This window comes from Kitasatospora sp. NPDC097643 (assembly GCF_040302625.1).
Taxonomy (GTDB): Bacteria; Actinomycetota; Actinomycetes; order Streptomycetales; family Streptomycetaceae; genus Kitasatospora.
This window is the reverse complement of record NZ_JBEOSA010000062.1, coordinates 44,310-56,502: the sequence shown is the minus strand read 5'-3', so window position 1 is coordinate 56,502 and position 12,193 is coordinate 44,310. Positions and strand designations below refer to the sequence as shown.

Here is a 12,193-nt window from a genome sequence, read left to right as displayed (position 1 = left end):
GGTGCTCGCGCTGCAAGCCAGCGCGAGCACCGCCGCGGTCGTGCACCACAGGCCGGCCTGGCTACGCGACCGAATGTGTCACCGTCCCGGTGTAGGAGCCGTTCACCGCACCGGAGGGGATCGCGACGATGAGCGTGGGGTTCCACGTGGCGGAGTTGTTGCCGACGCCCGCCGTGAGGCTGTAAGCGGTGCGGCTGACGTTGAGGGTCTGGGCCTGGCCCACGGAGGCCTGGCCGGGTACGAAGGTGCCCGTACCGGTGGTGGAAGTCGCGGTTCCCGACCAGTAGGAGACCGCGCTGGCCGGAACCGTCTCCGCGCTCGTGGCCCCGCCGGTCGTGAAGTTCCCGGAGATCACGGACGCGGTCCAGGACGCCGTGAGCAGGGCCCGGGCGTCGGTGACCGTGACGTTGCCCAGTTGTCCGCTGACGGGGTTCCCCGGCAGCCCGCTGCCCAGGCCCACCGGGCCGGAGGGGACCGAGACCGCCAACGAACCGCCCGACACGGAGAACGTGACCGTCGTGTCGCCCGGCGCGGCGACGGCCACTCCGGCCGTGGCGACGACTATCGCGGCTCCGGCGGCGACGGAATATCGGATGCGCATGGACTCTCCTCTTTCGTCCGAAGCCCGGAGCAGCAGCGAACCGCTCCGGGGATCCCAGCGGAATCATCAGTATCCGTACACGCACAGATCTGAAACGCGATTCCTCCGCCCGGTCGAACGAGGCCGCCGGCACGGGTCATCTGGCCAGGTCAGAACGGTTGTGAATAACCGTCGACAATCGGCCCGCCGTGCCCGTGGCCGTAGCGACATGAGATGTGCTCGATCAAATTCCCCACGAGTGCTCGCAAAATTCCCCAATTCCCTCTGTTTTGTCGAGGATTCGATGGGGAGTGTACGTGTGCATCGCGATATCGCAAACGCAACGTCATCCCGATCCGCGTGTCGGCGCTCCGGCTCCCACCGCGTCCCTTCAGGAAGGTGCCCCATGCTCCACCGTCCTGGCCGCCCGAGGCGGCTCCACCGTGTCCTCGTCGTCCTGGCCCTGACGGCCGCTCTCGCGGCGCCGAGCGCCACCGCCTTCGGGGCCGCCCCGCACCACCCCCACGGATCCCTGAACCGATGGGTGAAGTCCTGCGTCCGGCACCGGGGCCCCGCGGGGCTCATCGGCTGCCTCGCGGGCAGGCACCCCCGGGCGGCTGCGGCGCAGCCCCTCCTGACCCCCACCATCAGCGAGTTGGCGACACCGACCGCCAACTCCTCGCCGGTCGGCATCACCGCGGGGCCGGACGGAGCCCTGTGGTTCACCGAGAACTCCGCGAACGCGGTCGGACGGGTCACCACGGGCGGCACGTTCACCGAGTACGCGGTGACCACCACCAACGCCGGGCCGGCCGGGATCGTCACCGGGCCCGACGGCGCCCTGTGGTTCACCGAGTCGAACGTCGACAAGATCGGCCGGATCACCACCGGCGGCACGGTCACCGAGTTCGCGCTCCCCACCTCCGGCGCCTACCCGTGGGGCATCACCGCCGGACCGGACGGCAACCTGTGGTTCGCGGAGCCCGGCGTCGACAAGATCGGCCGGATCACCACCGGCGGCACGGTCACCGAGTTCGCGCTCCCCACCTCCGGCGCCTACCCGCTGGGCATCACCGCCGGCTCGGACGGCAACCTGTGGTTCACCGAGGTGCTGACCGGGAGCATCGGCCAGATCACCACCAGCGGGTCCGTCACCGAGTACGCGGTCCCCTCGCTCGACTCGCTGCCCGTGGGCATCACCGCCGGGCCGGACGGCAACCTGTGGTTCACCGACGCCGGCGCCGCAGAGATCGGAAAGGTCACCACGGCGGCCTCGTTCACCGGCTACGGCCTCACGGATTCCGTCTTCCCGTTCCCGTGGGGCATCACCACCGGACCGGACGGCGCCCTGTGGTTCACCGAGAACGCCGGCAACGACATCGGCCGGATCACGACCTCGGGAACGATCACCGAGGTGGCGATCCCGACCTCCGACGCGGCCCCCGTGGACATCGCCACCGGATCCGACGGCAACCTGTGGTTCGCCGAGAACGCCGCGAGCCAGATCGGCATCGTGACCCCCTGACAGGGCCGGCGGTGTGAACAGCCACCGCACCGGGCGGCCGCGCCTGGCGCCGAGGTCCTCGGGCGCCAGGCGCGGCCGCCCGACCGGCGTACACACCGGCGGGCGCAGGCACGGGCGCCATTCGCCGACGGGGTGGCGCCGACGCCAACGCGAAAGCACCACCCCGGCCCCCGCGCACGACCTGGCGCAGCGCGTTCACGAACGCCGCCCCTTAAGCACAGGCGGCGAGGTAAACGGCGGCGCGCTGCCGCTCCCGGTGCAGGGCCTGCTGGAGTGCTCCAGGGTCATCCCGGCTGCTGACCCGGGAGTGGAACGTGATCACGCGGCGCAGACCGAGGTCGGCGACCGCGCGCAGCACCGCGATCTGCAGGGCCAGGCGCAGCAGCTCCTCGTTGGAGCGCTGGGAGCGCAGGTCGGCGACGGCGGGGAGGTTCAGCAGCTCGCGCAGGTCCTCGTCGGTGACCACCGGCACGAGCACCCGGTAGTCGGCGATCCTGGGCGTGGCGGTGAAGTAGAGGCGGCGCAGCGCGGGTACGTCCGCGTCGTGGTGGACGGCGGCCCACGCCTTGCCCTCCGAACCGGCCGTGCGGTGGGCCTCGTCGATCACGACGAGGTCCCAGGCCGGCAGGCCGAAGTCGCGGTGGGCCTGGACGATCCGCTCCAGCGAGGTGTAGGTGGCGTACACGGTGACCGGTTCGCCGGCCTTCTCCTTGGCGACCGGGTCCGCGATTCCCGGTTCGAGCCCTCAGGGCCGCCCAGCAGGCCCTTGCAGGTCCAGCAGGGGCGCAGCACGGCGTTCGCCTCCCGGGCCCCAGTGCCCGCGCCAATCGGCATGCCCCCGGAGGCGGCGTCCTGGTCCGGCTCGACGAGGCAGATCCCCCGCTGCGCGCGCTTGCCCCTCGCCGGCCGTGCCCGCCGAAGCGGGCAGCGAGCCGACCCATCGACGCTCTCTTATTCTTCCCGCATGACGAGCCCTCAGCACGATCCCGAACGGGACGAGGCCATGGCCCGCAGTGCCATCGACGCATACCTCACCAACCGCACGCGGTACTGGGAGCGGGCCGCTCAACAGACGAAGGCGGCCGAAGCCCAGGCCGCCCACCGGGCCGCGCGCAACCGGCTCACCCGGTGGAGGAACGACGGTGTCCTCGACAACTGGGTCGCGAGCGCCGTCGTCGAGGCGGCCGAACAGGACGCCGCCCGAATCGGTCGCGAGACCGCCGCCGCGAAGACCGGTCCAGCCCTGCACGCAACAGCCGTCCGCCACACGGAGTCAATCCGGCGCTGGCTCCACGCCCAAGGCCACAGGCTCCCCGACAACACACCGGAGAAGACATAGCCGCACACACTCCCGGGCCTGGACGCGGTCCGGGCACTCAGCGACCTCCGACGCCGCCTCGGCAGCAGGCCCGGCAACCCGCTTGTGAGGCACATACAGGGCTCTCAGCAGAACTGCGGAAAACCCACTGCCACCACCACTGGCCCCCAGCCTGGACACCGCCGCACTACCCGAGCACGTCAACGGCGTGTTGGGCTGCTGTCTCGGCCGACCTGGTCTGCGGGCGGTCGAGCGCGGCGAGGGCTCCCGTGCGGATGTCGTCACCCGGCGAACCAGTACCGGGAATCAGGCCGCGACGAGCTCCTTCTCGCAGGCCGGTGTCTTGACCTTGGGCTTCTTGTTCGGCAGCGAGAGCCGGAAGACCTTGCGCCACGCGGAGAACACCTGCTTGGGCAGCGGCCCGGTGACGTACTCCAGCTCGTACTTTTCGAACAGCGCGCGCACCTTCACCGCGACTTCGGCGTACCGGTTGCTCGGCAGGTCCGGGAACAGGTGGTGCTCGATCTGGTGAGACAGGTTGCCGGTCATGAAGTGCATGGCCCTGCTGCCGCTGATGTTCGCCGAGCCCATCATCTGGCGCAGGTACCACTGGCCGCGTGTCTCGCCCTTGATCGACTGGCGCTCGAAGACCTGTACGCCCTCGGGGAAGTGCCCGCACATGATCACCGAGTGGGACCAGATGTTGCGGACCAGGTTCGCGGTGAACGTGGCGGCGAGCGTGGTGAGGAACGACGGGCCCGACAGCAGCGGGTGGATCACGTAGTCCTTGAGCGCCTGCTTGCGGATCTTGCGGCCCACGGCCTTGGCCCGCGCGCGGAACTCCGGGTTCTTGCGGCGGCTCTTGTGCAGGTTCTTGCCGAGTTCGAGGTCGTACGCTGCGATGCCGTACTCGAAGAAGCAGGCGTTGACGAAGTTCCACAGCGGCTGGCCGAGGTGGAGCGGGTGCCACTTCTGGTCCTCGTCGACGCGCATGATGCCGTAGCCGAGGTCGTTGTCCTTGCCGATGACGTTGGTGTACGTGTGGTGCAGCTCGTTGTGCGAGTGCTTCCACTGCTCGGACGGCGAGACGTGGTCCCACTCCCAGGTGGTGGAGTGGATCTTCGGGTCCCGCATCCAGTCCCACTGGCCGTGCAGGACGTTGTGGCCGATCTCCATGTTGTCCATGATCTTCGCCACGGACAGGCCGGCGGTGCCGAGCAGCCACGCGGGCGGGAAGATCGAGAACAGCAGCACGCCCCTGCTGGCCAGCTCGAGCTTGCGCTGCGCCGAGATGACCTTGCGGATGTAGGCGGCGTCTTTCTCGCCGCGGCTCGCGATCACCTCGTCGCGGATCGCGTCCAGCTCGCGGCCGAGCTCCTCGATCTGCTCCGCGGTCAGGTGGGCGGTGGGGTCGATGGCGGTCAAGGTGCTTCTACCGTTCGATGTCGCAGGGGCCCGCCGCGGCGGACACGCAGGTCTGGATGAGGACGCCCGGCTCGGCCTCGGTGATCTCGCCGGTGCGCAGGTCGCGGACGGCGCCCGCCTTGAGCGGCGTGACACAGCCGAAGCAGATGCCCATGCGGCACCCGGAAGGCATGAGCACGCCGGCTTCCTCGCCGATGTCCAGCAACGGCGTGTCGCCGTCCGCCTCGACGGCCTTGCCGGTGGCGCTGAACGTGACCTCACCGCCGCCGTCGCCGGCGACGACGACGATGCGGGGGCGGAACCGTTCGGTGTGCAGGCGCTCCTGGACGCCGTGCTCGGTCCAGTGCTCCTCCGCGGCGTCGAGCAGGCCCGCGGGCCCGCAGGCCCAGGTCTCGCGCTCGGCCCAGTCGGGCACGAGTTCGCCGAGACGGGCGAGGTCGAGCCTGCCGTCCGTGGCGGTGTGCACCTCGGTGAGGCGCAGCTTCTTGTCCGCGACCAGGTCGTGCAGTTCGTTGCGGAAGAGCACGTCCTGCGGCCGTGGCGCGCAGTGGACCATGACGACGTCGTCGAACTCGGTGTCGCGCAGCATGCCCATCACGGGCGTGATGCCGCTGCCGGCCGTCAGGTAGAGCACCTTGGCGGGCTTGGCCTGCGGCAGCACGAAGTCACCGGTCGGCTGATCGAGCTGGATCAGCGTGCCCGGTGTCGACCTGTGGACGAGGTGGTTGCTGACCTGGCCGTCCGGGATCGCCTTCACGGTGATCGTGATGCGGCCGTCCTGGCGGTTTGTCGGTGAGGTGATGGAGTAGGCACGCCACAGGCGCCTCCCGTCGACGTCGACCCCGATCCGCACGTACTGACCGGCGGTGTGGCCGCGCCAGCCCCGTCCCGGCCGGATCACGATGGTCGCGGCGTCACCCGTTTCGGGCTGCACGGCCTCGATGCGCCCACGCAGGTCGGCGCCCGCACGCAGCGGGCTGACCAGGTCGAGGTAGTCCGACGGCAGCAGCGGCGTCGTGACCATCTCCAGCAGTTTCCATGCCCTGCTGCGGAGGGCTGCACTCGTCATGACTCCAGCTTGCTGCGCCTTGGGGCGTAAAGTCCTGACCGTAGGACGTAAATCTAGTCGGCTGAATTGTTCGCAGGGAACAAAAACGTGAGCCATGCAATCCGGAGGGCCAGCGAACTGGTCCTGGATGAGACGACGGTCACCGCGCTTCGGGCCGCGCTGACGGCCACCGCCGACGAGGTCGTCCAGGCGATCATTGACGAGGTCCCTCCCTACGCCAACGCCCTGTCGGGCCGCATGGGCGGCACCATCCGCCGAGCCGTCCGCACCGCCCTGGGGCACTACCTGGACCTCGCGAGCGGGAACGCCACGGGTGGCGACGCCGGTGACGCAGCCTACGAGCTGGGCCGCGGCGAGGTGCGCGACGGCCGTTCGATGGACGCCCTGCTCAGCGCCTACCGCGTCGGCGCCCGCGTGGCCTGGCGATGCCTGGCAGCAGGTGCCGTACCCGCAGGTCTGCCCGCCGCCGAGGTCGCCAAGTTCGCCGAGCTGACCTTCGCCTACATCGACGAGCTCTCCGCCGCGAGCGCCGCGGGCCATGCCGACGAACTGGCCGCCCGAGGCAGGGCCCACGAGCGCCACCTGGAACACCTGGCCCGCGACCTCCTCGCCGGCGCGAGCCCGGACGTGCTGCTGGCCTCTGCTCAACGGGCCGGGTGGCAGCCCCCGGTTTCGCTGACCGCGGTCCTGCTGCCCGCCGCCCAGGCCCGGCCTGCCTACCGCGTGCTCGACCCGGGCACTCTCGTCCTCGACGATCTGCCGGACGCCACCGGTGTGCTGCTCGTCCCCGATGCCGACCGATCACACCTCTTGCGGCAGCTGACCGACCGCACCGCCGTGGTCGGCCCGGCACGGCCATGGACTCGTGCGTCCACCTCGTACGCACGAGCCGTACGCGCGCGTTCCCTCTCCTCCGATATTCGCGACACCGAGGACCACTTGCCCGAGCTGGTGCTGAGCGCCGACGTGGACGCGTTCGCAGACCTGCGTGCCCGAGCCCTCGCGCCGTTGCGGACCGTGCCTGTCGCGACCGCACGGCGGCTGGAGGAGACGTTGCGGGCGTGGCTGCTGCACCAGGGCAGGCGGGACGAGGTGGCGGCGGCGTTGTTCGTCCATCCTCAGACAGTCCGGTACCGGATGTCGCAGCTGCGGGAGCTGTTTCCGGATCTCGCATCGCCACACCGGGTCCTTGAACTGACCCTGGCGGTGGGTCTTCGGGTCAGCTGACGTGTACTTCGACCGTCCACGACTGCGACCACGAGCGGGCCGGGAATCATGCCTCGTTTTCGGTGTCGTCAGCTGGCTCGGTTGGGCGAAGCCTGGGTCGAAGACCAGCTGGCCGCCTCGCCCGAGCGTCGTCGGCCTTGGGGTCGACGGTACGGCTCTTGACCTGGACCACGGCTGCGCGTTGGCCTGCGAGCAGCAGCCGGTCGCCGAGCTCGCGCCTGCCAGAACCTTCTGGGCGAGAGCGGGCACGAACACGAGGTCCGGCAGCCCCCACGTAGCGGCAGCCGCGTGCGTGGCCAGCTCGGCCCCGGGCCCCTGCTCGACACCGGCCGGCAACGGCAGAGCATCAGGTATTCGGCGCATGAACAGGCCACGAGGCGTGTCCACGACCAGCTCATCACCACCCCAACCCGCACACCCACCACCACCCCATAGGTGTGGAACGAGGCCGCGGTCCAGGCCTTGTCGAGCGCGACCTCGGCAGTGAGGAAAGGCGCGCCGTGACGGATGCGGGATCGCAGCCGGGTCACCGCAGCGGTGAGGCGGGCGTGGGGGTGACGCGGGTGACGACGGACCTCTCGGGGATCAGCAGGCCGTAGACGACCGGGCCGATCTCGTTCTTCCAGCGGTCGTGCTGGTAGACCGCCGCGTACAGGGCCGCGCTCTGGGCCTCGTCCTCGAACCGGCGGATCCACACATAGCCGTCCTCGTCCTGGGCGTCGACGAAGGAGGCGGTGATGTCCATGCCCAGCGAGGCCTGGAACGGGATGACCACGTCCTCCATATAGCGCACCCACTCCTCGCGACGTCCGGGCTGCGCCTGGTAGCGGCGGATCTCGTAGTACATGCTGCTGCTCCGAACTCCTCACGAGGATGGTTCAGTTGGTGACGGACAGGACGAGCTTGCCGCGGGTGCGGCCGGCCTCGCCGCGGGCGTGGGCCACGCCGGCCTGCTCCAGCGGGAAGGTCTCCTCCACCTCCACAGCGACCTCGCCGGCGTCGATCAGCCCGGCAATCGCCGTCAGCGCGGCACCGTCCGGCTCCACCAGGAACGGGGTCACCCGGACACCGGCCGCCTCGGCGGACCGGGCCAGCTCCGGGGAGACGCCGGCCGGGATCGCGACCAGCAGGCCGCCGGGGCGCAGCACCGTCAGCGAGCGGGTGCTGGTGCTGTCGTGGGCGTCGCCCACCAGGTCGATGACGACATCGACGTCCTTGATGACGTCCTCGAACCGGGTGGTGGTGTAGTCGATGCTCTCGTTGGCGCCGAGTTCCTTGAGCCAGGGGTGGCGGGCGGCGCTGGCGGTGGCGATCACGTGGGCGCCCAGGTGGCGGGCGAACTGGACCGCGAAGTGGCCCACTCCACCGGCCGCAGCCGTAATCAAGACGCGCTGGGCGGCCTGCACGTGGGCGGTGTCGACGACGGCCTGCCAGGCGGTCAGCGCCGCCAGCGGTACGGCGGCGGCGTGCACGTGGTCGAGGGTGGCCGGCTTGCGGGCGAACTGCCGGGCCGGCGCGGTCACGTACTCGGCGTAGGCGTTCGCGACGCGCGGGAACCACGGCATGCCGTACACCTCGTCGCCGGCCTTCAGCGTGGTCACGCCGAAGCCGACCTCCTCCACCACGCCTGACACGTCCCAGCCGAGGGTGAACGGCGGCTCACCCAGCAGGCCGGCCATGCCGCTGCCGCCGCGGGTCTTCCAGTCCACCGGGTTGATCCCGGCCGCGTGCACCCGCACCAGCACCTCGGTCGGCAGCGGCACCGGGCGCGGCACCCGCTCGACCCGCAGCACCTCCGGGCCACCGAAGGTGTCCTGGACCACCGCGCGCATCATGTCTGCGGACATGCGTCATCTCCTGAAAGAGCACTCTGCGGAAAGCCGTTGCCAGGCCTTCCTGTTGACGTCGACGACGCTATCCCCGTGGGTATAGTTACCTTCAAGGTCTATTACTTCCCATCAGGAAGTGACCTGGTGAGGAGAGTGAGCATGACGACCACCTGCCCCAGCGGCCAGCACTCGCACCACGACGTCTACGCCGCCCAGTGCCCCTGCCGCCCACTGCTCGACCTGCTCGCCAACAAATGGTCCGCCCTCGCCATCGGCGCCCTCGAAGAGGGCCCCCAGCGGTTCGGAGAACTCCAGCGCAAGCTCCAGGGCGTCAGCCCCAAGGTCCTCACCCAGACCCTGCGCCGCCTGGAAGACTTCGGCATCCTCGACCGCACGGTCTACCCCGCCGTCCCGCTGCACGTCGAGTACTCCCTCACCCCGCTCGGCCAGAGCGCCGCCGTCCCGCTCAACCACCTGCGCAACTGGGTCGAGGAGAACATCGACCAGGCGTCCCGGCCGGAGCCGGTCGCATCCTGAGGCCGACACCTCCGTGTGGTGCCCCGCGTCCGGCGCGGGCCGAGGCCGGTGGGCCCCGGCCGTAGTGGGGGCGACAGCCCCGAGCCCTCAGCCGAGCCCCGGCCAGCCTCCCAGATCACAGACTTACACGAACTATCTGACATGCTCGAACGAGACTCCAGTTCGATCGACAATCCCCAGGAGCGGTACGACAACGGCTTCTCAGCTTCGAGCCAATCGTGGTTTGAGCGCCAGCGCCGCACCCACCCGTCGAAGCATCTGGCGTCGGCGACCGGCGTCGGCACGGCACCGACGCCGGACACCATCCAGACCTCACCGCGGTGGGGTCCTGCAGTTACCAACAGCCGGAACCATGGCCCGTCCTCGGCTCCGAGAACGACTGGCCCATGATTGAGGACGGCATCGACGCGTGGATCGTGAACATCGACCGTCTCGTCGTCCTCCCAAACCCACGCCTCTCCAGCGGGAACGGCTCCCCTGGGTGCCGCGACCCCATGCCCGGCCGGCTTTCCGGCAGCCACCCCAGCGGCTGAAGACCCGCCGTCCTCCGCCGGGGCCGCCCGCTCGTGCAGTGTGCGGGCCGTGCCGGCCGGTCAAGGGCGCCTGCGGCGGCGCTTCGCGCCGGCTGTTTGAACGGGTTCTTTCGGCCCCACTTCCTCCATCGGGTGAGGTTTCACGGCCTGCCGTGCGACGGAGTGGTGGGTGTGACGAAACGCGTGCGGTGGCCGATGGCGTGTGGTGTGCAGCGCCCGCCCCGATGCGTCCCGACAGGATGCGTCCGGGCGGGCGCCGTGTTGTCGGCGCCCGCCCGGGGGGCGTGCCGGAGTCGGGTCAGAACTCCAGCACCTCGCGGTCGAGCGGATACTGCGCATGATGAGGGCCCTCGTACGGCGAGGGCGTGATCGGCAGGACGCCGGTCGGTTGCAGGCCCAAGTTGTCGTCCCAGATCCGGGGTTCGACCTGTCCGAGGACGCGGAACTGCCGGAAGGTGAACGGCGGGCTGTCGGTCGGGAAGAACTCGGCCGTGGTCATCACCTGGAAGTGCAGGTGTGGGGTGGTGGAGTTGCCGCTGTTGCCGATCAGCGCGAGGACCTGGCCGGGTTCGACGCAGTCGCCCTCCCGGACGTTGAGCGAGCCGGGCTGCAGGTGGCCGTAGAGCAGGTAGCGGCCCGGTGCGACTTCCAGGGTGATGTGGTTGCCGACGGTGTCCTCGATCGGCGGGATGGGCGGCGTGTGGGGCGGCGGGTTGTCCGGGATTCCGTCCTGGACCTCCACCACCCGGCCGCGGGCCGCGGCCGCGACCGGCTGGCGGTAGCTCAGGTAGCTGGTGAGCTGGGCGGGGTCGCCTTCCCAGGCCTGCCCTTGCTCGCCGACCCGGTACCAGTCGATCGCGAAGCGCTGCGGCACGCCGAAGCGGCCGTTGATCGGGGCGAGGCCGCGCCGGTGGTGGGTGTTGCCACAGCACGACTCGCTGGCGTACCAGGTGCCGGGGAGGACCGGCGGGTTCAGGTTCAAGGGCGCGGTGCGGGCGGTCGGGGTGGCCTGCACTGTCTCCTCGAACGCGGAGGGGCCGGAGGCGGTCAGGATGGCACCCGAGAGATGGTGTTCGAGGACCTCGGGCGCCGCCCGGCCGTGGTCGAGCGCCAGGTCGAGCCAGATGATCCACTGCTGGGAGCCCTGGATGACGGTCGGCGTCGGCGCCGGGGGCGGCGGGGTGTACCCGTCCGCACCGGGCAGGGGGTCGCCCACCGGATTGGCGGCCTCGGCCAGCGCCTGCCCGCTCAGCGAGCCGATGACCTGTTGGGTGCGGGCGTCTTTGACGTCGACACGGTCAAGCCGCACCGGCGTGCTGCTGGACAGTGCGCTCGTGGTGAGCAGTTCGTACGAGAGGTGCGTCTTGCCGTCCGTGGCGTCGAACGGCGTCGGTTCGGTCATCACTGCCGCCGTCAACGGCGTGAACTGCGTGCCGGGCGCCAGAGCGGCCGCGCCGGTCCCGTATCCGGGTCCCGCTGAGGCCACCAGCATGCCGACTGCGAGCACGGCTGCGGAGAGCCCGCGAAGTAGAGGGCCGCGACCAGTGCGGTGACGAGGGTCGTGCTCTGCCATTGTGCTCTTTCATTCGTCGGGTCCGGGGCCGTGAAGGACGCCGGCACGCCCCGCGCCGAGGCGCAGGCCCATGCAACCCGGAGGCGCACCGCTTCGGGCGGAAGCCACCGGAGTCAGGTGTCGAACTACACCCGTCCAGCCGCACGCGGGTTTGCGCCGCCAACTGGACGCACGCCCACGACGACCGGGGCCCGACCGGCCCCGCCAGTACCGGGATTGGCAGCGTGGTTGGGCTTAGCCGCGCCACACGGATCCAACCTGTGCGTCCTGCGCGGATGCCAGGTTCCGCAGGTCGGCTCGACGGGCTCGTAGGCTGCGGGAACGAGGCCGACAGGGCGGGCATGCTGCGGATCGTGGCCGGCCGCCACCAGGTCCTCGGCCACCAGACTGCTGGTGTTCGGCCGACCTGCGGTTGGGCCGGTCATGAGCGTCCTCCCCTTTCCTGGCCGTCCCGTCCAGCATCGCGACGACGACTTCGATCCAACGGTCTCGCTGTTCGCCGTCGAGCGGGCGGTCCTCGCCGCCCACCGTGCCGCCCAGGCGCAGTGCGGCCTGGACGACCAGGCCGAGGATGAGC

At 70.4% G+C, this 12,193-nt stretch carries 11 protein-coding genes; 4 read left to right on the top strand and 7 right to left on the bottom strand.

Going from position 1 to position 12,193, the window contains the following annotated elements; all coding sequences use genetic code 11:
* Nucleotides 1-61: 61 nt before the first annotated feature.
* On the bottom strand, nt 62-601 hold the full coding sequence (locus ABTY15_RS31000; protein WP_350602456.1) for a hypothetical protein: 540 nt from the start codon (nt 599-601) through the stop codon (nt 62-64).
* Nucleotides 602-1,235: 634 nt separating this feature from the next.
* Here ABTY15_RS31000 and ABTY15_RS30995 point away from each other — a divergent pair.
* Nucleotides 1,236-2,105 carry a Vgb family protein gene (locus ABTY15_RS30995; RefSeq protein ID WP_350602454.1) on the top strand — a complete coding sequence of 290 codons (870 nt, stop codon included), beginning with the start codon at nt 1,236-1,238 and terminating at the stop codon, nt 2,103-2,105.
* A gap of 211 nt (nt 2,106-2,316) precedes the next feature.
* On the opposite strand, the gene ABTY15_RS30990 is transcribed toward ABTY15_RS30995, so the two are convergent.
* Complete coding sequence (locus ABTY15_RS30990) at nt 2,317-2,790, bottom strand: DEAD/DEAH box helicase family protein (protein WP_350602453.1); 474 nt, start codon at nt 2,788-2,790, stop codon at nt 2,317-2,319.
* Nucleotides 2,791-3,069: 279 nt separating this feature from the next.
* Here ABTY15_RS30990 and ABTY15_RS30985 point away from each other — a divergent pair, with 279 nt between their 5' ends.
* The gene (locus ABTY15_RS30985; protein WP_350602452.1) at nt 3,070-3,444 is read left to right on the top strand and encodes a hypothetical protein; all 375 of its coding nucleotides are present in this window, start codon (nt 3,070-3,072) and stop codon (nt 3,442-3,444) included.
* 285 nt (nt 3,445-3,729) lie between these two features.
* On the opposite strand, the gene ABTY15_RS30980 is transcribed toward ABTY15_RS30985, so the two are convergent.
* Both ABTY15_RS30980 and ABTY15_RS30975 read right to left on the bottom strand, forming a co-directional pair.
* Nucleotides 3,730-4,848: a fatty acid desaturase family protein gene (locus ABTY15_RS30980; RefSeq protein ID WP_350602450.1), complete on the bottom strand. Its 1,119-nt coding sequence runs from the start codon at nt 4,846-4,848 to the stop codon at nt 3,730-3,732.
* Nucleotides 4,849-4,855: 7 nt separating this feature from the next.
* Nucleotides 4,856-5,917, bottom strand: coding sequence for a ferredoxin reductase (locus ABTY15_RS30975; RefSeq protein ID WP_350602449.1), 1,062 nt, complete (start codon nt 5,915-5,917; stop codon nt 4,856-4,858).
* Nucleotides 5,918-6,004: 87 nt separating this feature from the next.
* Between ABTY15_RS30975 and ABTY15_RS30970 the strand changes: the two genes are divergently transcribed.
* Entirely contained in the window at nt 6,005-7,144 is a 1,140-nt protein-coding gene (locus tag ABTY15_RS30970) for a PucR family transcriptional regulator (protein ID WP_350602458.1), read from the top strand.
* 526 nt (nt 7,145-7,670) lie between these two features.
* On the opposite strand, the gene ABTY15_RS30965 is transcribed toward ABTY15_RS30970, so the two are convergent.
* The gene (locus tag ABTY15_RS30965) at nt 7,671-7,991 is read right to left on the bottom strand and encodes an NIPSNAP family protein (protein ID WP_350602447.1); all 321 of its coding nucleotides are present in this window, start codon (nt 7,989-7,991) and stop codon (nt 7,671-7,673) included.
* A 31-nt stretch (nt 7,992-8,022) separates the two neighbouring features.
* Complete coding sequence (locus ABTY15_RS30960; RefSeq protein WP_350602446.1) at nt 8,023-8,991, bottom strand: NADP-dependent oxidoreductase; 969 nt, start codon at nt 8,989-8,991, stop codon at nt 8,023-8,025.
* A gap of 141 nt (nt 8,992-9,132) precedes the next feature.
* Between ABTY15_RS30960 and ABTY15_RS30955 the strand changes: the two genes are divergently transcribed.
* Nucleotides 9,133-9,510 (top strand): winged helix-turn-helix transcriptional regulator, encoded by a 378-nt coding sequence (locus ABTY15_RS30955; RefSeq protein ID WP_350602444.1) that lies wholly within the window; start codon nt 9,133-9,135, stop codon nt 9,508-9,510.
* Nucleotides 9,511-10,341: 831 nt separating this feature from the next.
* Here the strand turns inward: ABTY15_RS30955 and ABTY15_RS30950 are convergent.
* Complete coding sequence (locus ABTY15_RS30950; RefSeq protein WP_350602443.1) at nt 10,342-11,445, bottom strand: M23 family metallopeptidase; 1,104 nt, start codon at nt 11,443-11,445, stop codon at nt 10,342-10,344.
* Nucleotides 11,446-12,193: the final 748 nt, after the last annotated feature.

Excerpts from the sequence above, each read along its gene's own strand:
- ABTY15_RS30960 (WP_350602446.1), bottom strand. The coding sequence starts at position 8,991 with ATGTCCGCAGACATGATGCGCGCGGTGGTCCAGGACACCTTCGGTGGC.
- ABTY15_RS30950 (WP_350602443.1), bottom strand. The coding sequence starts at position 11,445 with ATGACCGAACCGACGCCGTTCGACGCCACGGACGGCAAGACGCACCTC.
- ABTY15_RS30965 (WP_350602447.1), bottom strand. The coding sequence starts at position 7,991 with ATGTACTACGAGATCCGCCGCTACCAGGCGCAGCCCGGACGTCGCGAG.
- ABTY15_RS30985 (WP_350602452.1), top strand. The coding sequence starts at position 3,070 with ATGACGAGCCCTCAGCACGATCCCGAACGGGACGAGGCCATGGCCCGC.
- ABTY15_RS31000 (WP_350602456.1), bottom strand. The coding sequence starts at position 601 with ATGCGCATCCGATATTCCGTCGCCGCCGGAGCCGCGATAGTCGTCGCC.
- ABTY15_RS30955 (WP_350602444.1), top strand. The coding sequence starts at position 9,133 with ATGACGACCACCTGCCCCAGCGGCCAGCACTCGCACCACGACGTCTAC.
- ABTY15_RS30975 (WP_350602449.1), bottom strand. The coding sequence starts at position 5,917 with ATGACGAGTGCAGCCCTCCGCAGCAGGGCATGGAAACTGCTGGAGATG.